Annotated in this window: 20 protein-coding genes and 4 pseudogenes; 13 read left to right on the top strand and 11 right to left on the bottom strand. The window is 69.8% G+C overall.

All coding sequences use genetic code 11. The features are described 5' to 3' along the window. Positions 1-251: 251 nt before the first annotated feature. Complete coding sequence (locus ABZZ17_RS24175; protein ID WP_356878389.1) at positions 252-1397, bottom strand: methyltransferase domain-containing protein; 1146 nt, start codon at positions 1395-1397, stop codon at positions 252-254. Positions 1398-1655: 258 nt separating this feature from the next. Further along, positions 1656-3182 (bottom strand): serine hydrolase, encoded by a 1527-nt coding sequence (locus tag ABZZ17_RS24170; RefSeq protein ID WP_356878388.1) that lies wholly within the window; start codon positions 3180-3182, stop codon positions 1656-1658. Between the two features lie 266 nt (positions 3183-3448). Here ABZZ17_RS24170 and ABZZ17_RS24165 point away from each other — a divergent pair, with 266 nt between their 5' ends. The 3 genes from ABZZ17_RS24165 to ABZZ17_RS24155 all read left to right on the top strand — a co-directional run bounded on the left by ABZZ17_RS24165 (position 3449) and on the right by ABZZ17_RS24155 (position 6562). Further along, the gene (locus tag ABZZ17_RS24165; protein WP_356878387.1) at positions 3449-4441 is read left to right on the top strand and encodes a DUF4344 domain-containing metallopeptidase; all 993 of its coding nucleotides are present in this window, start codon (positions 3449-3451) and stop codon (positions 4439-4441) included. Positions 4442-4818: 377 nt separating this feature from the next. Further along, positions 4819-5532, top strand: a complete 714-nt coding sequence (locus ABZZ17_RS24160; RefSeq protein WP_356878386.1) for an NAD(P)-binding domain-containing protein — start codon at positions 4819-4821, stop codon at positions 5530-5532. Positions 5533-5920: 388 nt separating this feature from the next. Further along, on the top strand, positions 5921-6562 hold the full coding sequence (locus ABZZ17_RS24155) for a response regulator transcription factor (RefSeq protein WP_356878385.1): 642 nt from the start codon (positions 5921-5923) through the stop codon (positions 6560-6562). Positions 6563-6713: 151 nt separating this feature from the next. Here the strand turns inward: ABZZ17_RS24155 and ABZZ17_RS24150 are convergent, their stop codons facing one another. Next, complete coding sequence (locus ABZZ17_RS24150) at positions 6714-7451, bottom strand: SUMF1/EgtB/PvdO family nonheme iron enzyme (protein ID WP_356878384.1); 738 nt, start codon at positions 7449-7451, stop codon at positions 6714-6716. Between the two features lie 289 nt (positions 7452-7740). Between ABZZ17_RS24150 and ABZZ17_RS24145 the strand changes: the two are divergent. Then, positions 7741-7923, top strand: a pseudogene (locus tag ABZZ17_RS24145) (hypothetical protein); the annotation flags it as partial. 58 nt (positions 7924-7981) lie between these two features. Here the strand turns inward: ABZZ17_RS24145 and ABZZ17_RS24140 are convergent. The 3 genes and pseudogenes from ABZZ17_RS24140 to ABZZ17_RS24130 form a co-directional block, all read right to left on the bottom strand. Beyond that, positions 7982-8284, bottom strand: a pseudogene (locus tag ABZZ17_RS24140) (transposase); the annotation flags it as partial. A 389-nt stretch (positions 8285-8673) separates the two neighbouring features. Continuing rightward, on the bottom strand, positions 8674-9474 hold the full coding sequence (locus ABZZ17_RS24135; protein ID WP_356878383.1) for a maleylpyruvate isomerase family mycothiol-dependent enzyme: 801 nt from the start codon (positions 9472-9474) through the stop codon (positions 8674-8676). A gap of 171 nt (positions 9475-9645) precedes the next feature. Further along, positions 9646-9963, bottom strand: coding sequence for a DUF6221 family protein (locus tag ABZZ17_RS24130; RefSeq protein ID WP_356878382.1), 318 nt, complete (start codon positions 9961-9963; stop codon positions 9646-9648). 103 nt (positions 9964-10066) lie between these two features. Here ABZZ17_RS24130 and ABZZ17_RS24125 point away from each other — a divergent pair. Further along, a pseudogene (locus tag ABZZ17_RS24125) lies at positions 10067-10464 on the top strand (transposase); the annotation flags it as partial. Positions 10465-10532: 68 nt separating this feature from the next. Here the strand turns inward: ABZZ17_RS24125 and ABZZ17_RS24120 are convergent. Continuing rightward, the gene (locus tag ABZZ17_RS24120; RefSeq protein WP_356878381.1) at positions 10533-10964 is read right to left on the bottom strand and encodes a VOC family protein; all 432 of its coding nucleotides are present in this window, start codon (positions 10962-10964) and stop codon (positions 10533-10535) included. 636 nt (positions 10965-11600) lie between these two features. Between ABZZ17_RS24120 and ABZZ17_RS24115 the strand changes: the two genes are divergently transcribed. The 4 genes from ABZZ17_RS24115 to ABZZ17_RS24100 all read left to right on the top strand — a co-directional run bounded on the left by ABZZ17_RS24115 (position 11601) and on the right by ABZZ17_RS24100 (position 13947). Then, positions 11601-12104 (top strand): N-acetyltransferase, encoded by a 504-nt coding sequence (locus ABZZ17_RS24115; protein WP_356878380.1) that lies wholly within the window; start codon positions 11601-11603, stop codon positions 12102-12104. Positions 12105-12188: 84 nt separating this feature from the next. Further along, positions 12189-12332 carry a hypothetical protein gene (locus ABZZ17_RS24110; protein ID WP_356878379.1) on the top strand — a complete coding sequence of 48 codons (144 nt, stop codon included), beginning with the start codon at positions 12189-12191 and terminating at the stop codon, positions 12330-12332. Between the two features lie 349 nt (positions 12333-12681). Then, positions 12682-12837, top strand: a complete 156-nt coding sequence (locus ABZZ17_RS24105; RefSeq protein WP_356878378.1) for a hypothetical protein — start codon at positions 12682-12684, stop codon at positions 12835-12837. Between the two features lie 222 nt (positions 12838-13059). After that, on the top strand, positions 13060-13947 hold the full coding sequence (locus ABZZ17_RS24100; RefSeq protein ID WP_356878377.1) for a hypothetical protein: 888 nt from the start codon (positions 13060-13062) through the stop codon (positions 13945-13947). Positions 13948-14494: 547 nt separating this feature from the next. Here ABZZ17_RS24100 and ABZZ17_RS24095 read toward each other — a convergent pair. From ABZZ17_RS24095 to ABZZ17_RS24080, 4 genes and pseudogenes are all read right to left on the bottom strand, one after another. Then, positions 14495-16129 carry a hypothetical protein gene (locus ABZZ17_RS24095; protein WP_356878376.1) on the bottom strand — a complete coding sequence of 545 codons (1635 nt, stop codon included), beginning with the start codon at positions 16127-16129 and terminating at the stop codon, positions 14495-14497. A gap of 25 nt (positions 16130-16154) precedes the next feature. Beyond that, positions 16155-16544 carry a hypothetical protein gene (locus ABZZ17_RS24090; protein ID WP_356878375.1) on the bottom strand — a complete coding sequence of 130 codons (390 nt, stop codon included), beginning with the start codon at positions 16542-16544 and terminating at the stop codon, positions 16155-16157. A gap of 751 nt (positions 16545-17295) precedes the next feature. Beyond that, positions 17296-17526, bottom strand: a pseudogene (locus ABZZ17_RS24085) (transposase); the annotation flags it as partial. Between the two features lie 24 nt (positions 17527-17550). After that, positions 17551-18153, bottom strand: coding sequence for a DUF2867 domain-containing protein (locus tag ABZZ17_RS24080; protein WP_356878374.1), 603 nt, complete (start codon positions 18151-18153; stop codon positions 17551-17553). 93 nt (positions 18154-18246) lie between these two features. On the opposite strand from ABZZ17_RS24080, the gene ABZZ17_RS24075 reads away from it, so the two are divergent. The 4 genes from ABZZ17_RS24075 to ABZZ17_RS24060 all read left to right on the top strand — a co-directional run bounded on the left by ABZZ17_RS24075 (position 18247) and on the right by ABZZ17_RS24060 (position 22065). Then, the gene (locus ABZZ17_RS24075) at positions 18247-18804 is read left to right on the top strand and encodes a TetR/AcrR family transcriptional regulator (RefSeq protein WP_356878373.1); all 558 of its coding nucleotides are present in this window, start codon (positions 18247-18249) and stop codon (positions 18802-18804) included. Between the two features lie 539 nt (positions 18805-19343). Next, positions 19344-20531: a right-handed parallel beta-helix repeat-containing protein gene (locus tag ABZZ17_RS24070; RefSeq protein WP_356878372.1), complete on the top strand. Its 1188-nt coding sequence runs from the start codon at positions 19344-19346 to the stop codon at positions 20529-20531. A gap of 149 nt (positions 20532-20680) precedes the next feature. Then, positions 20681-21208: a SigE family RNA polymerase sigma factor gene (locus tag ABZZ17_RS24065; RefSeq protein ID WP_356878371.1), complete on the top strand. Its 528-nt coding sequence runs from the start codon at positions 20681-20683 to the stop codon at positions 21206-21208. Beyond that, positions 21205-22065: a hypothetical protein gene (locus tag ABZZ17_RS24060; protein WP_356878370.1), complete on the top strand. Its 861-nt coding sequence runs from the start codon at positions 21205-21207 to the stop codon at positions 22063-22065. Before ABZZ17_RS24065 ends, ABZZ17_RS24060 begins: the two co-directional genes overlap by 4 nt. Positions 22066-22094 lie beyond the last annotated feature (29 nt).

Below are 22094 nucleotides of genomic sequence, written 5' to 3'. Positions count from 1 at the left end.
GATCAACAGGCTCGGTGGCTACCGTGTTCGAGAGCCCCGCTGGTGTGTATGAGATCTTCGTGATCAACGGGGCGCCAGCGGTCGCGTCCGGCTGTCCGGACCGCCCGGCCTTGCTCGTGTAGGCGCCCTGGCCCTGGTCTCGTGCCTGGCGCCGCCCGCGCGGATGTGCCCGGGGAACGCTCCGGCGTACGTGGCACGCCCTCACCATCGACCGCTTGCGCCACCCGCTGCTCGGGTCCAGCGCCTAGGCGCTATGAGAATGCGGGGGAGGGCGGGGGGACGGCGATGGCGTTGGCCTGGTCGTCGAGCCACACGCGCTGGCCCGTGTGATCGACCGTGATGCCTGCCCGGTCCCGGGCGGGGCGCTGGAGCCTGGTCCACCACTGGTAGGCGTTCTCGGCTTCGTCCCACAGTCTGCGGGGGCCGAACTGGTCGACTTCGTAACTGGTGGCACCGGGCCGGTATTCGATCGCCGCCCAGGAACTGCGGTCGTCGGCGAGGATCCACAAGGTGGCTTCCCCGCTGTTGCCCTGGGCTTCGGCCAGGAGGTACCAGGCGTCCGGCAGGGCCAGCCCGATGAAGAACAGGGCGTCGGCCTCGGAGACAAGAGCGCGGGGGGAGAGACCGGTCCGACTGGGGGTTCCGGTGTCCTCACGGTGGTAGAAGTCGGCGAGGTATCCGCGGTGCGGGCGGTTGACGCGGGTGCGCATGAAGGCCGGCCAGCCGGTGAAGCGGCCTGTCGCGCGTCCGTCGGCAACGTCCAGGACGGCGTAGGAGTGCGAGAAGAAACTTCCGCCCCACGGGGCCACGATGCGTCCCGCCGGTGTCTGCTCGACCCAGGCGTAGGGGATCTCAGGCACGGTGTAGGTGGCGATCAGACGGTCGTAGGGCGCCCGGGCCGGCCAGCCCAGGCCCGCGTCACCCACGGCCAGGTGAGGTGTGTAGCCGGCGGCGGCCAGGTTTTTCGCCGCCTGGGCGACGAGCGAGGCGTCGATGTCCACCGACGTGACGTGCTCCGCCCCCAGACGGTGGGAAAGCCAGGCCGCGTTGTAGCCGGTCCCGGTACCGGCTTCCAGGACGTGCTGTCCGGGCCTGGCGTCGAGCAGGGCGAGCATCTCCAGCATGACGGTGGGCATCGAGCTGGAAGAGGTCGGCAGCCGGTAGGCGCCCTCCGTCACGGGATTCCCGTCGTTGACCTGCGTGGTGACCGGCACGTCGTCGTAGACCGTGGCAGCCCATCCGACGGGATCCGCAGACCGGGAGACCTTGACGTCGCCCACCTCGATCAGGTCGGGCACGAACAGCTCGCGCGCCACCTCCCGCACCGTCTGCGCCCACTCCTCGGGGAGAGAGCCCTTGGCCTCCAGGATGTGGGCGAGCCCGTCAGGCGAGGCCACCGGTCACTTCTTCTTCGGCGGGTCGGACACCGGTTTCGTCCACTGGCCGTCCGATTCCTTCGGAGACTGCTGCTTGTCTCCCTCGGTGCCTTCCTTGCCGTCACCATGCTTGCCCACGGCGGCCCCTCTCCTCCAGCATTATCGGTGCGTAGTCTGCCGGATACGATCAGTGAGAGGAAGGTGGCAACCGGCCGATGCGCCGTGGGCCCCGTGGGTGAAGTTCTTGGGTGAGACGATGCGGCACAGTCCTCGACGGCACTAGCTGCTCTTCTCGAAGGTGCCGAGGCCGTTGGCGTCCAGGTACTCCACCCGCATCCTGCCGTCGGTGAAGGTCACTTCGGTGCGGCCGATGGCGTTCTCGCCGACGGTCTCGAAGCTGAAGGTGTCCCCGTCGTAGTGGCTGAGGGGGAAAGCCATCGGCTTCGGTCCCAGGTGCAGCACCAGCCCGCCGCCCGGACCGGTCGTGACGGTGGCCCTCCCGTAGAACGGGTTGGTGTACGTACCCGTGTACGCGCTGTCCGAGCGGGCCGGCTTCGGGTCCGCCGGCGGCTTGGCGAAGTCCGTCTTCGAGCGGCCCTCGCCGAGCTGCTGCTTGTAGGCCTCGCCCACCACGGGCAGCCAGTCCCGGCTGGGCTTGCCGAACTCGGCGGTGTCGAAGAAATTGAGGGCGACGGAGTCGGGGAGACCCGTGGGGGCGCCGTTGGTGAGCACCACGATGGCGAGCTTCTCGGCGGGGACCAAGGTGACGTTGGTGTTGGCGCCGAGTGCGAAGGCGCCGGAGTGGCTCAGGCGCAGGCGGCCGTGGTCGTCGTAGCGCACGTTCCAGCCCAGGCCGTAGAACCCGGGCTGGGTGTTCGGTCCGGCGGGCGGCTGGCTGATGCTGTGCGGGAGGTGGGTCTCGGCCAGGCCGGCGCCGTTGACGACCTGCTTGCCGTCGATCTTTCCGCCGCCCAGCTGGAGGCGTAGCCAGCGCGCCATGTCCCGGGCGTTGGAGCTGACGCCGCCGGCCGCGGTCTGCGCGTCGGCGTCGCGTACGTAGCGCGGCTTCCAGGTGCCGTCGTCGGCCTTGACGTGGGTGAGGGCGCGGTCGGCGGCCTTCTCGTAATCGCTGAAGCGGGAGCTGGTGTGCGTCATCCCGGCGGGCTTGTACAGCAGGTCCTCGGAGAGCTTGTCCCAGGCCACGCCCTTGGCCTTGGCGACGGCTTCGGCGGCCGCGGTGAAGCCGAAGTTGGTGTACGCGTAGCTGGTGCGGAACGGGCTGAGGGGTTCGTAGCGCAGGTGCGACAGGATGTACGCCTGGTCGTAGCCCAGGTCCTCCAGGAGGTCGCCCGAGTGGTCCGGCAGGCCCGAGCGGTGCGAGAGCAGGTCGGCCGCGGTGACGTGCGAGCTGACCCAGGGGTCCTTGAGGGTGATGCCCTTGAGCGGGGCGTCGAAGCCGTCGGCGCCGACGGCCTGGGCCAGCACGGTGGAGGCCACCGGCTTGGAGACCGAGGCGAGCTGGAAGACGGTGTCCGGGCCGACCTTGTCGCCCGGGGCGTCGGTGCTGCGGACACCGAAGCCTTTGAGGTAGACGACCTTGTCGTCGTGGACCACGGCCAGGGAGACGCCGGGCACCCCCGTGCGCCGCATGCCGTCCTGTACCTGCGCGTCCAGCGTGTCCAGGGCCCGCGCCACGTCGAAGCCACCAGGGGTAGGGGTGGGCGACGGTGCGGCGGCGACGGCCCCGGCCGCCAGGGCGAGCCCGCCGACCACGGTCAGCCCCCTCCGCTTGCTGATACGTCGCATACGTCCATTTAACGCCGGTCCCGCGTCGAGCGCCCGGAGAGAGCCGGGGCATGGAAAGCGGCTGCGGGGCCGCGCTCGCGGCCCCGCCGGCGTGGTGGACCGTGGCCCGACGGTGTGGAAGTCGTCCGGGCGGCCGGCCTGCATGTTCGGATCCTCGTCTTCGCCAACACCGTGCGGGACGGTCCCCGTACGGGCGGCTCGACGGGCGCCCGCCGCCGGACGGGCGGAGGATCAGTGCGGGAACACGCGACAGGAGCCGACCAAGGATGCCGAACACCGCCGGTCGCCCGAAACGGGCGCGCATCGTTCTGTCAGGCGTGCTGGTCCTCGCCGGGGTCGTCTCGGCCGGGTGCGGCGGCGAGGCCCGCGACGCCGGGCGGGGGCCCGGAGCAGGGCCTCGCCCCGAGGCGGCGCCTTCCGGCAGGGTCACCGTCGTCTACGAGGCCCAAACGGTCAAACCGGAGGACCGGCAGGCCGTGGCGCTGATCCGGAAGTCCCGTGTGCTGGAGCGTACGGCCGACTGGGTGAACAGATCACTCGCCCTCCCGCACGACATGGTCGTGAAGGTCACCGCCGACGTGCCGCCCGGCGTCACCGACGCCGTCACCCAGCCCGACGGCAGGACGATCTTCGTCCCGCCACCGTTCCTGACCGAGATCGAGAAGGCCCTCGCCGATGTCGTGAAGACCGTCGAACGGCCCGCCCCGTTCCCCGCGTCCGAATACAACACCGACGACCTGACCGTGCTGTCGACCGAATTCATCTTCGGCCACGAGATGGGCCACGCCCTGCAACGCCAGCTCCTCCTGGCCAACCTCGGCCTCGAAGAGGACGCGGCGGACGGCTTCGCGTCCTTCTACACCGTCAACGAGGTCGGGCCGGGCCCGTCGCTGGCCGCCGCGATCCTCTTCGACGAGATCGCACGCAAGGAAGGCACGCCGACCCTGGAGGGCATGTCGAGCGACCACCCCGTCACCCAGCAGCGGGCCTTCAACTTCCTGTGCTACCTGGAGGGCAGCGACCCGAAGAAGTACCAGAAGTCCCTGGTCGACAGCGGCTACCTCCCCAAAACCCGCGCCCCCCTCTGCCCACAGGCGTGGGCGATGCTGGACTACGGCTGGTGGACCCAGCTCCAACCCCACTTCAGCGTGGCGTTCAAGGCCCAGGGCGATGAGGAGCAGAAGAAGGCGCAAGCGCGGCTGATCGCGGAGACGCAGGCCCTGGCGCGGCGCATCGACGAGGTCCGCACCGGTCAATGAGCCCGTGCGCCGTCTCCGCCATGGCGAGCGGTCCGGCCACAACCTGCCGGAACACGGTCTCCAGCACCTCCTCCCCGCCCCAGTCGGGAGCTCCCTTGAGGAGCCGGCGACGGATCTCGACAGGGGCCTGGATGCCGTCGCGCGGGCTCGCCGCGATGTCGATGCCGATGGTGGTCAGGTGCCTGGACGCAGACGAAGCCGTCCGGGAGGACCAGCGCACCGCCGCCGGTCGCACCCGGGACGCCGCCGGTCAGAGTCCGGGGGAGTGGGCGTCTCCCTTTGAGGACACCTCGTGTCCTCAAAGGGTCGTAATGTCGCTTTCGCGGCCATCGGGCCGTCTGCCGTAAGGCAGGATCCCCCACCTCAGGAGCAGCACTGTGAAGATCGCGATTCTTGGTACCGGCGCCGGCGCCCGTCAGCACGCGGCGCGCCTGTCCGCTCTCGGCCACCAGGTCGTCATCGGTACCCGCGACCCCGAGGCCACCCTGGCCCGGACCGAGCCCGACATGATGGGCACCGCACCCTTCGCCGCCTTCCATGCCACTCACCCCGGACTGACCCTGGCCAGCTTCGCCGAGGCCGCCGAGGCGGGTGAGCTGGTCATCAACGGCATCGACGGCGCGAACGCGGTCGCCGCCCTGGCCGCCTTGCCCGCCACCGCGCTGGCGGGCAAGGTCCTGATCGACTACGCGGTCCCGTACGTCTACCAGCAGCCCGGCGACGCCCCGAACCCGTGGCCCACCCCCTGGGGCGAAATGCCGCGCCTGGACCCCGTCGACACCGACAGCCTGGCCGAACAGATCCAGCGCGCCCTGCCCGACACCAAGGTCGTCAAGACCTTCGTCACCCAGGAGCAGGAAACCGTCGTCAACCCCGCCGAGTTCGGCGGCGGAGACCACACCATGTTCCTCGCCGGAGACCATGACGAGGCCAAGGCGGCCGCCCGCGAACTCCTCAACGCCTACGGCTGGACCGACATCATCGACCTCGGACCGCTGGCGGCGGCCCGCGGCCTGGAGATGTACGCCCACTTCCACACCGCTCTCGGGCTGGCCCTCGGCGGACGCTTCGGCGTCAAGATCGTCCGCTGACCGGTGGTCCCCGGCGCGGGCGTCGGTGATGGCCCGCACTGGTGTGACCGGTCCTCCGGGTACTCGTGCTGGCCGTGGGCGTGAGCGTGAGTCTGTGGAGAAGTCCGTCTGTCAGCACGGCTGGGTCGAGGAGAAGCGCGATGCAGCAGTGTCGGCGCATGCGCGAGCCTTCTGTTCCTGGACGCCGAGTCGAATAGGAATCTGATGTGCGCAGGAGGCCGGAGGGGGCAGCTGTGCCTTTCGGCCATTGCCTGTCGCTGGGCTGAGCGAGTCGGTTGGGCCGTGGGTGTGCAGTCCGTCCAGGCCGGGTACGCCGGGTGCCGCGGGGGGTACTGGTCACGGCGCCAGCTCGCAGCGGCGTCGCAGCGCCGGGACGGAAGGAAAGCGTGTGAGTCGCGTCTTGATCGTCGAAAGCCATGACCGGTCCAGCCTGCATCCGGTACTGGAGGCCAGCGGTGACATGGTGGTCGTGGGTGAAGCGGCTGATGCTGTGCAGGCCGTCAAGGCAGCCAAGGAGTATCAGCCCGATGTCGTGATCATGAATCTGTCCCTTCCCGGCCAGGGTGCGGTCGAGGCCACCCGCCAACTGTTGGGGCTTGGATTCCCGCCTAGGGTGCTTGCGGTGACCTCCTCCAGCCCGGACGGGAGGGTCCTCGACGTGCTCCGCGCCGGAGCCTCGGGCTTCGTCGTGCATGACTGCAGACCTGACGAGCTGGCTCACGCGGTGCGGATCGTGGCGGCCGGCGGCAACGTCCTCGACCCGAAGATCATGCGCACGCTGACTCGGGGCTGTCCGTCCGCAGGCTCTCCTGACTTGCTGCAGATGATCGGCAACCTCACGGACACGGAGCGGCAGATGCTGGCCCTCATCGGTGGCGGGCACACCAACCAGCGGATCACCGATGAGTGCCATCTGTCCATCACCACGGTGAAGGCACACGTCTCGCGCCTGCTCCGACGACTTGGGCTGGAGTATCGGATCCAGGCCGCGGTCCTCGCCTGGGAAGCCGGCATCGTCGCCGAGGCCTGATCGGTCGGACGGTCCCCTACGATGCCCACAGACACCCGGCAGCCCCTCGGCCGTCCGGCCTCCTGCGGGGGCCGGGAGACGGGGCGGGCTGGGCGTACAGTTTCAGGAGCTGCCGCACGTCATGCGGTGCTCGCGTGTACGGCGTGCCGTTCTACTCGGTCGGTGCCGCCAGGCGAAAGCCCACACCTATCGCCGCCAGGTCTTGCTCGTAAGCACCGTGGCGACGGGCACACCGGGCCAAGTCCCGGTCGTGGCGGAACGCCCCGCCTCGAGTGACGTGTGGATCGAATGCCCAGTCCTCGATGTCCGGTACCTCGGTGGGAGCACCCGGGTAGGGGGCGTAGAGGGTGGAGGTCCACTCGTCGGCGTTGCCGGCCATGTCCAATACCCCGAAAGGGCTGGCGCCTTCGGGGAATGAGCCGACCGGCATCGTGGTGCCGATGTCCAGGTCCACCAGATTGGCCAGGCCGGTGCGGTACTGCGCGCCCCACGGGAACTCCCGGCCGTCGTCGCCACGGGCAGCGCGCTCCCACTCGTCCTCCGTGGGCAACCGCACCTCAAGGCCGCCGAGCTGTTCCCCGAGCCACTGGCAGTAGGCCGTCGCGGCGTCCCAGGTGACCCCGATGACCGGATGGTCCGCAGGCGCCTGCGGGATCGGCCTGCCGGTCGCTGCCGCGAAGAGTGCCCACTGGCTGACCGTGACCTGGGTACGGGCGATCCGAAATGCCGGGAGGTGGACCTCTGCGCGCGGGGCTTCCTTTTGGTACCACTCCACCGGCACCCCGGTGTCGGCATAGCGGCGGGCCACTTCCGCCACCTCGTCAATCGGCGTACCCCGACGCAGCCACCCGGCCGGGACTTCAACCCAGTCCACCTGCTCCACCCGCATGATTTTCTCCTCAGCTCGATCGGACAGCCCTCATGATCACATCGGTGGGCGGGGCGAACATCGGCTGATGGGCCTACCTCGACAGCGACTTTGGAACCAGGACCTCGTGACCGCCGCTCCGGTTGTGCTTCGACATGGCGGAGCTGTTCACGTCCGCACGTACCGCGCTGATCATTTTCATGTAACCGCCGACAAGGGTGGGCCAGCCCAGCGCGTAGCTCCGCTCACAGACGGCGCTTGACCGGTCGGCACGGCCCGAACCGGCGGAGGCGGCGAAGCCGACAGCAGTGGTCAAGGAGCGGTGACGTGCCAGGAGATGGCCGCCTGCTTCGGCCTGGACCCCGTACCGGGAAAGGTGGAGGCACTGCTATCGAAGGCCAAGCGGCTGACGGGGCGCGGCTGGCTGATCGAGCCGGCACCTGGCCGATGCACGCTCGCGAATGACGTAGCCGGGCAACGCGGTGGGTCATGAGCATCGTCATCGACCAGTAGACCAGCGCCGCCGCGCCGGCGATGGACCGCCCGAAGTCGCGCACGAGACGGCGACTTCGCATCAGGTGGGCAAAGAACCGCTCTACGATCCACCGCTTGGGCAGCACGACGAAGCCGCGCATGTCGTCGCTGCGTTTGGCGATGGCGATGGCGAGGACCAGGGCGAGGGCCGCGAGGCAGTACTCGACGAGGCTGCCGGTGTATCCGCCGTCGGCCCAGGCCAGGGCCAGCAGGTGATGCGCGGCAGTGACCTGGGTGAGCAGGACCTGGTCCGCGTCCCGGTCGCCCACATCCGCTGCGGTGACCATCACCGCCAGCAGCAGGCCAAGGGTGTCGACCACGAGGTGCCGCTTGCGGCCGTTGATCTGCTTGCCGCCGTCGAAGCCGCAGCTGCCAGAGCCGACGACCGGCGTCCGCTTCGACCGACTGCGAGTCGATCAGGCCCGCGCCCGGCTCCAAGTCCCGCCCGGCCCGCTCGCGGACCAGATCGTGGTCCCGCCAGCCCCGGAACACGTAGACCCGGTCCCACGGTGGGAAGTCGGCCGGAGTGGCCCGCCACTTCGAGCCGTTGTCGACGAAGTAGCGGATCACGTCCACGGTCGGCTTGGCGACGCCTCGAAGACGCCTCGCGGGTATGAGCCCGGTGCCGCGACTGACGAACCTGGCGAAGAGTCGTGTCTTACCGGCTCCGGCTCCGGCTCCAGGCGCGGCCGACCGCCCCCGCTACGTCCTACTTCTCCTCCGGCTCCCAGGCGCGGAGCAGGTCGAGCAGCCCTGCGTCTCCGTCAACGTGCAAGGAGTCGGCCTGGATCCGGTCGTACAGGTAGAGGACCAACTCACTGGCCGTGCCATGGACGGAGGCGCCGGCTGCGTCCGAGTCCTCGCCGGTCGCGGCAGTGGGCGCGGGGATGAGGGTCGAGCGTGCACCGTCACCGTCGACGGTGAGGCGCCAGGAGCGGCCCTCGGCGGAGTGGAAGTCGAAGGCCGTGGGCTTGTGCGGCCAGGCACTCGGCGTGGCGCAGACGGTGAACAGGAACTCCTCCACACCGTCGAGCGCCAGCTCGACCGGCAGCGGCTGAGGGGCGCCTGCGGCGAGCTGGGCGTCGTAGGTGTGCACCGCGGTCTCCTGGACCCGGTGCCGGGCGACACCGTCGGCGGTCTGCGGTGACTGCGACGCGGGCCACCACGTCCAGCAACCGCTCTCCGGTCCCGCCGCGCGCAGGGCGCCCAGCAGAAGCTGCGTCGACGCGTCCAGCCAGGCCAGCAGGGCCTCACGCTCCTGCGGCACTTCCAGCGCGGCGCGCGCGGCGACGGCCTCGGCCGGGGGAGCGTCGGCAGACCCCGCGCCGACGATGGCGGCCCAGAAACGGTCTCCCCCACCCAGGTGCTTCACCAGATCGAACAGCGTCCACCCGGGGCAGGTCGGCACCTGCGCATCGAGACCGGGCGCGGCGGCGACCACGGCGCGGAAGGCGGTCGACCGTTCATCGATCAGTCGCAACAGGTCAGGGAACTCAAGATTCTTTTCCACGCCGGATGTCTATCACCGTGCTCCGGTGATCGAACAGCGATTTTCGCAGTCGCCGCGGGTTGGCCGTTGCGGACGTCCTCGCCTCCCACCGCCCAGGTGCCAAGCTGCGCATCTTGAGGAAGCGGGGCTCGGTTCAGGCGCGTCGGGCGCTCTGCCCGTCAGCTGCGCTCCTCACGCCCGGGCGGGGAAGTCAGGATGGTCCATGTAGGGCGAAGCAAGGTCACGCAAGTCGTGGTACGGCCAGGGATCACGGGCATGACGTGCCAGGATGCGCCGCTTGGCCTCGACCTCGCGCAGGACGCGGGCCGGGTCGTGCAGAGCCACATGCAGCGCAATCGTGGGATGGAACCCGGGGAGGTCAACCTGGCAGAAGTCGACAGTGTGCCCTTGGGCAGACCACTCCCCGCAACCGTCACCGTCGCAGCGCCGGGCCAAGTCGGCCTCCTCATCCAGCCGCGCCTCAAGGAACCTCACCAGTTCGTCAGTCATATGCGCATTCTGGGAAGTTGGTGACCGCGTTTCGCCGCGAGGGAGTCACCTCTCGGGCCAGGCGCGGCCGTGGGACCTGCCGCTGGAGGACCGGTGCTGCTGGAACTATCGGTACTCCACCAACCACCAGGTCGTCATTGACGCGGATACCCGCCTGGTCGTTGTGGCCGGTGAGCCCTTGCCCGGCAATCGCAACGACCGCCGGGCAGGGGAGGAGTCTGGAGCGAAGGCCGCCTTGGGCAGGACCCTCACGATGGCCGACGGCGGCTATCCCGGCACCGCCCTCCTCATGCACCACCGCCGCAGCCCAGGCGAAGAGTTGCCGGGCTGGAAGCGCGAGCACAAACGCCCGCACAAACAGGTACGGGCCCCCGCGTCGAGCACGTCTTCGCCCGCATGAAGATCTGGAAGATCCTCCGCGACTGCCGTCTCAAGGGCGACGGGGTCCGACACGCCAAGCTGGGCATCGCCCGACTGCACAACCTCGCTCTCACGGGATAGCTTCCGCCGCAAACGAGACCTGAGAGGTCCCCGGGAGACGGTTCCCCCCTCGCAGTCTCGGAGGAGAATCAGTCGAGGCAGAACTCGTTGCCCTCGATGTCCTGCATCGTGATGCACGACTCGTTGACGCCATCGGCGCGCTGCGTCAGCACGTGGGTCGCGCCGAGCGCCATCAGCCGTGCGCATTCGGCCTCGAGCGTGGCCAGCCGCTCGTCACCCACGAGCCCTGTGCCGACCCGCACATCAAGATGCACCCGGTTCTTGACGACCTTGCCTTCGGGAACTCGCTGGAAGAGCACGCGCGGGCCCACACCCGAGGGATCAGCGCACGCGAAGTAGACCTCGTCCTCAGGCGGCAGCGACTGGTGGTACTCCTCCCACGTGGCAAAGCCCTCCGGGACTGTCGGTACGACGTACCCCAGCACCTCGCACCAGAAGGCGGCGAGGCGCGCAGGTTCCGCGCAGTCGAAGGTCACTTGGAACTGCTTGATCATTGACATCGGCGCACGATAACAGGGGCCCTGCTCATCTCTCCAGGCGGGTGAAACCACACGTTGCCGGGATGACGAAACCTGCCATCCGCTGCTGTGTCGTGTGCTCACAGGGCTGAACCGAGGTCGGCGCCTTCCAAAGGGTGGGACCCAGGATCCGATCTCAGCCGATCACTCCCGTGCCAAGGCTCAGTTACGGGACAGCCCTTCGGTGGCGGGGTTCGGTTCGTCGTTCCCAGGCCGTCGGAGGTCTTCCGTGAGGGGCAGGGTGAGCCAGAGTTGGGTATGTGCGGGATGAACTGGTTCGTCTTTCGGGCACCACGCCCATAGACGTGGCAGAACAGCCTGTAGTCGCTGGTGGGAGCGTCAGGGCGGAGCCAGTTGCTCACGTCCACGCCCAGTACGATCCGCCCGTCGCCCGTCGCCCGTCGCCCGTCGCCCGTCGCCCGTCGCCCGTCGCCCGTCGCCCGTCGCCCGTCGGCGTCGAGGTTTGAGGCCGTTTCGATACCGATCACGGAGTCTGTCGATCGAAGGGGAGTCTCGATCGGGTGATCGCGGGCATTGCCCGGCATGAGGGCAGGGCCTGGCGGTATACGAGGAAAATCCAGGGGAGCGGACGGCCGCGCGCTGCTACGGTCGGGCGCCATGAGCTGGCTCCCCGCACACTTCGTCCATCCCGTCCTGATACCGCTGCCGGGCAGTGATCATCACCTGCGGCCGATCCGGGAGACGGACACCCCGCTCGACTACCCGGCTGTGATGGGTTCGCGTGAGCGGCTGTGGGCCATCTACGGCCCAGCCTGGGGCTGGCCCGCGGCCACCATGACCTACGAGGCCGACCAGGCAGACCTGTTGCGGCACGAGAAGGAGATCGACGCACACCAGTCTTTCAACTACGCGCTGTTCGACGCAGAGGAGACAGCTCTGCTCGGCTGCGTCTACATCGACCCACCGGAGAGGGCCGGCGCGGACGCCGAGATCTCCTGGTGGGTGGTGGACGAGCTGGTGGGCAGCGAGGTCGAGCAGGCCCTCGACGAGCTGGTGCCGCAGTGGATCGCTGCCGACTGGCCGTTCGAGCAGCCGCGCTTCCTCGGCCGAGAGGTCTCCTGGTCGGACTGGCTCGCCCTGCCAGAGCACCCCGACGCGTAAGTAGCTCTCGTCGGAGCATCGGGAGCCGTCTTCGCCCGGTGCTGTTCGCGACAGTAGGGCCCGACAGCCGCCCAACTCCCAGCGGTGAAGGCCCCGCTCGTAGGCCTCGTCCATTCCGACATCGACCACCAGGGCAAGAACCTGTCCTCCGATATCGCCAACAGCGTCACCTCCCTCGCGATCCCGGGTCACCTCTTGCCGGCCCCCGTGCCCGTCGAGCCGAAGTAGCGCGACCGGCCTATCGAACTACGCCAAGGCCCTGCAGCCGCTCTGCCAATGGCGCCGCTCTCATGGACGCACGAGTCGCTCAGGCCCTTGGCTGGGTGACTACCGTGTCCTCTCGCGCGCGATGTGGCTGAGCTGTCTGCCGGGCTTCGGGGAACGCCCGGGCTGCCTGGCGAGTCTCGGCGACGGCGGACTGAGAACGAAGGGCTGTGCGCTCGGTGCTCATCGAGGTCAGCGTGCACTCCGGGGTCTGTTGTCGCTGTCGGGCCCTGCCTGCCGGGCCGTTGTGCCCCCTCCCGCAGTCGGTCAACCCGGCAGCACCCCATTCCCCGCCCAGGTCGGTGGTACCGGCGTGCACCCGGAGTTTGACCGGGCTGCTGGGCTGGCATGGCTGCCGGCCCACGACGAGATCGTGGTCCCTGCGAAGCGGGAGAGCGTGTTCCGGCTGTTCGTGTTCATCCGTTCCGGCGGCGCACGCGGGCGCTTCGGCTCGACGACCCAGGCCTGACGCTCACCCAGGACACGTCGGACGAGGACCGGTTGTCCCCCTGGGACACGAAAGCCGACGCTCTCGCCACCCTGACAGACGGTGTGTTCGGCGCGGCACTGTGCCGGCTGACCGTGGCGGGCAGGGGCCTGTTGGCCGTGCCGGGAGAGGTGCCGGCCGCCGCACCGCGGCGGGCGTTCTATCCTGGCCACCTCGCGTTTGCGGTGGGGTAGGGGGAGCAGCATGGCCGACGAGTGGATCCGCACCGACTGGGTGGAGACGGTGTCTGGGGATGGCATGGACCTGATGCAGACGCGTCTGGAGGTGAGGGTTTCTACGTCTGAGGGTCGCAAGTTCGTTACCTGCGCGCTGACCCGCAGGACGTATGTGGTGAGGGACGGTGTTGCCTGCCGGTCTTCCGCCGACGCACTCGGTCGAGACTGGAGCGGCGGTCCGGACGACTACGACTTCGACATTGTCTCCGCGACCGGGGGTCCTCCGATCCGGAACTTCCTCGAGCGGAACGGCGTGCCGACCGAGAATCTCGACGACGCTGTGTTCTCTGGGAGTCAGGGGCTTGACGATGGCGAGTACACCGTCCGGATCGCCGCGGGAATGACGACCAGCTGGGTGAGTGGGACGGGACAGACCATCAAGCTGCCTGTCCCGGGTCATCAGCTGGCTTTCGCCGTGGTGGGTTCCGCACCGCCGGAGGTGCGCGCAACGACTGTCAGCCCGTCGGCCGCGCGGCCTTTCATGGAGATCCCTGTGGTCGACTGGTGCGACCAGCCCACAGCGGAGGCGGCGTGGGAGGCCTACCTGGACGGGAACGCAATCCGCCGGGATCATTTCGGAATCTTCTCCCCACGGCACCTGATGAGGCATCAACGCAGTACCGCTCTGGGGATTCTCCGGAGCGAGGGCTACGACATCCCCTCAAGCCCGCGACCGGCCAAGACGGGGCAGACCGGGCTGGGCGACTGGGGCGGAGCATGGATGCAGGCCGATGTGCTCACCGCCCTTCGCGCCGTCCCGGACGACACCGCGCAACGCGCGTGGCATCAGGGAGTGAAGGAAGCCCTGGACATAGCAGAGGAGATGTACGTCCTGTGGACTACCGACGTGTTCTGACCGGGCCCGCTTTCCGTCCGCGACCGCCCCTGGCGGGCACCGTGTAGAGCCCGGCCGCTACGACCGAGTGGTCGTGCCCGCCCGTCGGCAGCAGGCGGGCTGGTGGGCGCTGCCCCGCCGGTGCCGAATCGCGACCGGGGGCCTGCTGCGGGCCGGCGCTTTGCTCGCGGTGGGCGGGCCGTCCTCAACGCATGCTGCGTGGCTGGGCGCGGGCCCAGCTCCCGAAGAGGTTGTGCAGGCGCCGCCGACCGATTGCGGGCCCGCAGGGTTTCGCCTGGCGACCGAGGAGACCAGCGTCGTCCCCCGTGCTGCGAGCCTTGCACGAGGTACACCAGCTGTCACCCGCCGATACCCAGCTGGCGGCCGCCGGCCCGAGGAGAGTCGGCCTGGTCGGCACGTCAGTGGAAATGGCGCACCTGGCAGAAGGACTCCGCAAGCGGTCCGTCGCCACGACCGTCGCTCCGTAGCCCATCTGACCGCCCACAAGGCCGCCACTGAGGGTGGACAAACGGTGCTTCGGAATTGTTGTCCGTCAGCACATCGCCGGTCATGGACGGTCACGGCCGGCCATCTGCGGGGCCGGGGTGGCGGGTGGCAGCGCGTCGAGGAGTTCCGGCAGGGTGCCCTCGAAGGTGGGCAGCCGTTCGGTCAGGGCCGTCCGCTGCTCGGGGGAGAGGTCGGCGAGGAGCGCCTCCAGCGCGGTCGTGGCGGCCTCTTCCACGTAGGTGGGGAACGGCCACAGGGCCCGTCCGGTCCACCAGTCCGTGAGGGCGTGGGCGGGGTGGGCGAGCTGCACGACGTCCGCGATCGTGATCTCGGGACGCCAGTCCTCGCCGTCGGGTGTGGCGGCCCACAGGGCGATGGGGCCCGAGTCGGTGGTGAGGCGCAGGGAGCGGAGCAGGTCGAGGCCTTCGGACCGGTTCTGGAAGAGGTGGAGGAAGCTGTACTCGTCGGCGGTCTCCTCATGGGTCAGCCGGCGCACCAGGTCAGGTGGGCAGTCGGCGGACTGCACGAGTGCGCGGAGGTCGTATGCGGGGAGCCCACGGGGGTTCCACTTCGCGGGGTCGGCCGCCCGGGTGCGGGCGACGTCCCAGTCGAGGGGATACCACGGGTCCTCGGCCCGGGCGTGGCTGTGGGCGAGGAGGCGGCTCGGACGGTCGCGCCGGACGGAGCCCCCGTAGAAATTACGGCGGGTGCGCCGGTCGAGTGCCACTTCGTAGAAGCCGTCGATGTGCTGGGTGAGTACGACGTCCCGCTCCAGCGACTCCACCGAGCCCTCCGGGTCGGCCAGGGACCGGGTGTACGACTCCCTCGCCCAGGGCAGCAGCGGGACGAGGGTCAGAGCCTCGGCGAGCAGGTCGGTGCGGCCGGCGCGGGCCAGCAACAGCCCGGACACACACTGCTCGTAGAAGTCGAGCACGGCCGTGCCGTCGTCGTTGACCGCGTGCAGGGCCAGCATGATGTGTTCGGGCTCGGAGGCGTCGAAGCGGCGGGCCCGTTCCCGGGGGCTGACGAGTTCCGCGATGCGCCCGGCCATCGCCAGCGTCTCGGGCAGGCGCGGTACGGGCTCTGTCCGGCCGGCCCCGAAGGGGCGGCCCGTCAGGACGTCGAACGTGTCGGGGTGGGTGAGCCTGTCGTCGTGCAGGAGGAACAGGTTTGTCTCCGGGTCGTCCAGTTCCAGGAGTGCTGTGATGATCATCTGGTCCGGAGCGGGGGGATACGGGCCTCCTTGGTCCATCCGCTCGCGGTCCTTCGCGAGCTCCCGGCGTATCGCCAGGTCGCCATGGCGTATGAGGGCGCATGCCTGTTCGGAGTACCACGTGGTCTGCTCCGCGAGCAGGCGGCGGCCGTCCGGTCCCATCCAGCAGACGATGGGGTCCACGGCCAGCCGGGGGGCGAAACTGATCATCCGCTCCAGCGCCTCGCCGATGGCCGTCCACTCGGGGGGCGGGGGGCACTGTCCGGTGCGCGCGGCCTCCTCGGCGGTGTCGGCCAGTTCCGCCATGGTGCCGGGGAAGTCGGAGGCCATCAGCGCCACGGCGACCAGCCACCGGTCGCAGTCCTCGCCGAGCCGGTCCTCCAGCAGATCGCCGGCGTGCATCGAAGAGTCGATCTTCTCCAAGGCGTTCCGGGCCGGCGCGGCATTCCACCAGCGGTCTTCCCGATCGGGGGACATGGACATGCGAGTGTCTCCTGGTTCTGAGGGGCTATGCGTGGGTGGCGACGAAGTGGCGCAGTTCCTCGCGGGGATCGGGGCCCTCGCCCCCGCGCCGGAGGTTCACGCGCTCCCCTGCGAGGATGCCGCTGAGCAGCATGTCGCGCATGGCCGTCACGGCCGTGACCCTGGCGCGTGCGATGCGTTCACGGCTCTCCGGGGTGCCGTCGTCGGCGGCCAGGACGGTGGCCAGTTCGCGCTCCCATGCCAGTACGTCGTCCCACACGTACATCTCCATGTGCCCGGAGCCCGGGTGCTGGAGGCCGACCAGTTTCCATCCCTGGCTCTCCGTCAGGGGGATGTCCGCCGACACCCAGCCGCTCGCCAGTTCGGCCGCGCGCGTGGCGAGTTGGGCGTCTGCTTCGTTCGTCGAATCGGTCACGTTTACGACCTTACCCCATTATCGTCTGATTGACGATAAGGAGTGGGAGGGGCAACAGGTGGCGCCTGGAGACATCGGCTTGGACTTCGCCGGTGCAGCTCGGGTCTGTGGCTCCGGTGCCCGGTGCCCGGTGCCCGGTGCCCCGGTTCCCGGGGTCCTGTCGGCACCGGAGCCAGAGCCGGCGCAGTGCCGCGGCGCGGAGTGTTAGTCGTCGGCGGCGACGATCAGGGTCAGGGACGAGCCCCGGCGGTCAATGGCAACGAACTCGTGGAAGTCGATATGCACCCCTCCCCAGTCATGGAACGCCTCGGGGCCCAGATTCGGGAGCTCGTAGCAGCTGGTAGCCGCCCGGAGGATGGGGTGCACCTCACGGGCCAGAACGTCCTCCAGGGAGCCGGGAAGCGGACCGTGTCGGCCGGCCCAGCCTGGAGGGTTCTCGTCGCGTCATCCCGGGTGATGACTTGGTAGGCGTCGACGGTGACCTTGTGCGTCCAGCACGGGCAATGGCGGGTGCCGTCCGGGTCGATGCCGCCGCCCGCGTAGTCGTCGCGGAACTGGACGCTGGCGATCAAGGCGGCGATTGAGTCGAGATCGCCGGGTACTTCAGCGGGTAGCGGAACCTCTTGATGTCGATCCAGCGGTAGCCGTGCCCTCCGGACTCGGTGAAGGCACGGTCGCGGTTTCTCGGATCATGTGCGGAGTCATATGGCGAGGGCCGGGAGGGTGATGGTGTCGAGGTGGGTGTAGGCGCCTTTCTCGCGCCGATGGTGTGTTGGTGGGCCCGCACTGCCGTCGAGTCCACCGACGCGTCACACCCGATCTGGGCCGCGGGATCCTCGGCTGCCTGGATCCGAGGCGGCGGCATCGTCCACGTGCCATCCGCTGACCAGCGTCGATGCCGCTCATAGACGGTCTCCCACGGCCCGAACCGCTCCGGCGGATCCCGCCACTGCACACCCGACCGGACCCTGTAGAGAACCCCGGCCTAGTGATCCGTGGGAGAGCTCTAGGCGGCGCCACGCTCGCGTGCGGCGGCGCCCGTCTGCCACTCGCGGCCGATACTGCGGATCAGCGTCGGGTAGACGCCGAGGTAGCGGAACGGCTTGATCCCCAGCATGTACAGGGCGCCGAGTCGCCCGTTCGGTTTCACCAGCACCGCCATCTGCCCGCGGTGGCCGCCGGCCCCGTCCGGGACCCAGCTGATGTGCATCACCCCGTGCATGGTCCGGTTGGCCATCTCTGCCGCCCACTCGTCGTGCGTCAAGAAGACGGAGGTGAACGGCACGGACTTGGCGTCCGGTCCCCGCGGGCCCTCACGCAGGTCCGCAGGGAGACGGTCGCGCAGGGTCGGCACCCGGCCGTCAAGACCGCTGGAGGGTTCGTCCCAGCCGAGCAGGGCGCCGAGCTTCCAGCGGATCGCGAAGAGCGCCCGCCCCACAGGAGAGGGCACGGGGTCCCCCTTTCCGCTCGTGAACTGGGCGACGAGCAGGGCGAGGTCGTCGGGGCCACCCGGCGTGGGCAGCTGCCAGACGTCCTCGACGCGGAAGTCGCGGGTGATCTCGTGGATCCGCCATGGGCGGGAGGTGTGCGCGGAAATCGGAAGTCTCACGAGCAAGCCCCTATCTATACGATGCCGTATAGAAGACTAGCACCCTTCTATACGGTGCCGTATAGAAAAATGGGTGTGAGGGAGGAGCACATCGTGGGCGTGACCCGCACACCGCGCGGCAAGTGGATCGAGGAGGGCCTGCGTGCGCTTGCCGCCGGTGGTCCGGAGGCTGTCCGGATCGAACCGCTGGCGCAGGCCCTAGGGGTCAGCAAAGGCGGCTTCTACGGGTACTTCCGCAACCGGGACGCGCTGCTCGACGAGATGCTCGACACCTGGGAGCGCGCGGTGGCCGAAGCCGTGATCGAGCAGGTTGAGAGCGAGGGTGGCGAGCCCAGGGCCAAGCTGGAGCGGTTGTTCACGATCGCCTCGTCCGCCGAAGGGCCGACGATGGGCGTGGCGGCCGAGCTGGCGATCCGTGACTGGGCCCGGCGTGACGCGTCCGTCGCGGAGCGGCTGCGGCGCGTCGACAACCGCCGTATGGACTACCTGCGTTCTCTGTTCAGCGCGTTCTGCCCTGACGAGGACGAGGTGGAGATCCGCTGCATGTTCGCCTTCTCGCTGCGGATCGGCGAGTACTTCATCGCCGCGGACCACGGCACCCGCAGCCGGGCCGAGGTGATGGAACTGACCAGGGACCGATTGCTGCGCTAGTGACCTGAGTCAGTTTGCCGTTGGTTTGGGTACGAGCCGTCCGGGTCCTCCGTTGTCGGTGACCGATGCCCAGCGGGCGGTACTGGCGGGCTGGTTACGTCGTCGCACGACGGCCCAGGCCTTGGCCCAGCGGCCGCGGATCGTGCTTGAGCGCGCGGCGGGGAACTCGTTCGTGGAGGTGTCGCGGCGGCTGCGGAGGCGGCCGGTGACGCCAGGGCGGCCCCTTCACCTCGTCGGAATCCATCCCGAACCGCAGGTCCGCGTGCGCCTCCCGGCCGGCTCCACGCCCCCGCGACGTGGCTGCCCGCCGTACGCACCAAGGAACGGCCGGAACTGGCGACCTGCCCGCCCCCCCCCGCGGCCGCACGCCGGCTCCGGCCGCCGTGCCGGTACCCGACGGAAAGGTGAGCGGCGGAACGGTGGACGGCGGAAAAATGTCTGCCGGGACGGCAACCTTTCGGTCCTCGGCGGCAACTGCACGGGTAAGCGGCCCCTTGAGGGGCGCCGACCTTCCCGATACGCGCAGAGGATCCCTCACGATGACAACCAGTGCAGGACGCCACCGCAGGACCCGTACGCTCCCGGTCGCGGCAGTTCTCGCCCTGACGGCCGGTGCCGGCGGGGTGTACCTGGCCGTCGCGCCCGGTGGGGGAGAGGCCGCCGCGGCCGGGAGTGCGCGGCCGGTGGTCGTCTCCACGACCGCCGCCCTGGAGCGGGCCTTCGCCGAGGCGGGGCCCGGGACCACGATCCAGCTGCGTGGAGGCACGTACCTTCCCACGCGCACGCTCAAGAGCCAGGCCGACGGAACCCCGACGCGGCGGATCACCGTCACCGCCCACGGCACGGAGAAGGTGACGGTCGACGGCTCCAAGCTCCCCGCGCGAGAGTGGCTGGTGGCGATAGGCGGCGACCACTGGACGCTGTCGAACCTGACGTTCCGGAACTCACCCTCGCACGGGGTGGTGCTGACCTCCTCCGTCGGCGGGGTCTTCAAGAACCTGCGGACCCACGGCAACGGCGACTCCGGATTCACCCTGCGCGGTGACGGCACCAACGACAACCTCATCCAGAACCTGGACTCCCACGACAACTACGACCCCAGGACCCACGGCCAGAACGCGGACGGCCTGGCCATCAAGTTCGGGTCGGGCACGAACAACAAGGTCGTCGGCGCCCGGCTGTGGAACAACGCCGACGACGGCGTCGACCTGTGGCAGTGGGCCAGTCCGGTACGGATCGAGAACAGCTGGGCGTACGGTAACGGGGAGAACCGCTGGAACGACCCCGCCTTCGAGGGCAACGGCAACGGCTTCAAGCTGGGCGGGGGCGGCGCGAGCGCCGCGCACGTCGTCACCGGCAACGCCGCCTGGAACAACCGGCTCCACGGGTTCACCGAGAACAGCAACCCGGGGGCCCTGATCCTGCACCGCAACACGGCGTACGCCAACCACGCGGACGGATTCTTCTTCGCCTCCTCGCCCTCGCGCCTGTCCCGGAACCTCGCCGCGCAGAACGCCGGGGGCACGGCCAAGCTGGGGCACCGCGCCGTGAGCGCCGCGAACAGCTGGGACGCCAAGGGCGAGGGCGGCCCCTTCCCGGACGGGCGCTCCTTCCTGCGCAGCATCGACGCGACAACGGCCTACGGCCCGCGCAAGGCCGACGGATCCCTTCCGGAGACCACCTTCCTCACCACCGGGACCGAAGACATCGGCGCGGCGATGAAGTGAGACCCGGCACAGGCCCCCGCCCGCGGCGTGCAAACGCGAGAATCGCGGGACGACGTGCCGGATCGCACGCACGGCCCGCACGGCCCGGACCAGCCCGGCTCGGCACTCGGTCACGGGTGGCCACAGCACAGTGAGAGGCAACCCCGCACATGCTCGCAGAGGACGCGTCCGAGGAGTTCCACGCCTTCTTCGAGCGGCACTACGCCGAACTCGCCCGGCTCGCCCACCTCCTGACCGGCGAAGCGGACGCCGCCGACGATCTCGCCGCTGACGCGCTGATCGCGCTCTGGCACCGGTGGGACCGCCTGCGGTCGGCCGACCACCCGGTCGCCTACGCCCGCGGTGTCGTCGCCAACCTGGCACGCGCCCGCATCCGTGCCGCGGTCCGTGAGCGCCGTCGCGTCGCACTGTTCTGGTCCGTGCGTGCCGAGCGCGTGCACGACCCGGACGTGGCAGTGGTGGTCGACGTGCGCCAGGCCCTGGCCCGGCTGCCCTTCCGCAAGCGGGCGTGCGTCGTCCTGCGGCACGCCTTCGACCTGTCCGAGAAGGACACGGCCCTGGCCCTGGGCATATCGGTCGGTACCGTCAAGAGCCAGACGTCCAAGGGCATGACGGAGCTGGAACGACTGCTGGCGGCACGAGACGCGGGCGCACTCCTGGAAAGGGTTCAGCGATGACCGACTTGGGCGAACAGCTGCGGAAGGCGGCCGAGTCACACCAGCCCGACCGCGCCCGGATACTGGCCCGGGTGCAACGCGGTACGGCCGACCCCGGCCTCGCGCGACCGTACCGGCGCCGCCGGACGGCGGCGGCGCCCTGGTCCCGGGTCACGCTCGCCACGATGGCCGCGGCCGGTGCCCTGCTGGTCGCCGGCTACGTCACGGCCGAGGCCGTCCAGGACACGGTGCCGCGGCACGACACGGGCGCGGCCCCGCTACCGGCCGACCCCGGTCCCGGTACGTTCGGGCAGGCGACCCCGCATCCGCAGCCGGACCGGAGCACTTCGGGCGAGCCGGGCCACACACCCGTACCCACGCCCACCCCACCCGCCCCCACACCGGATCCCGACCCGGGCCGCACCGCCCCACCCGCCACGACCGGCGCACCGTCACCGTCCCTGCCCTCCGGCGGAGAACGGACGGAGGACGGTCCGCTGTGGGCCGACGGCTCCGTCGACCCGGGCAGCAGGACCCACTGGTCGCAGAGCAACGTCACCCTCAAGACCCGACAGCCGCTCACCGCGCTCACCGTCGAACTGCGGGTGGCGCAAACGGGCGGCGTCAAGAGCAGCGGCTCGTGGCAGACCCTGCCCGGTGCCGACTTCACCTTCTCCGTACACGAACAGAGCGGCACGCTGGTTTACCGCTGGGAGCTCAAGGCCGGCCGTACGGTGCCTGCGGGAACCCACGTGTTCGCCGGCCAGTACGACCACACGACGAGCGGCCGCAACGCGGTGGCCGACCGGTACGAGGCCACTGCCGGCGCCGCCCGGTCAACCTTCAGGGTGGGGGGTGACTTCGCCCGCACCACGTGACGGCGGGGGTGGGGGGTGTTGGGGGCGCC

Origin of the sequence: Streptomyces sp. NPDC006512 (assembly GCF_040611935.1) — a bacterium.
Lineage (GTDB): Bacteria > Actinomycetota > Actinomycetes > Streptomycetales > Streptomycetaceae > Streptomyces.
This window is presented reverse-complemented; position numbering and strand designations above follow the sequence as displayed.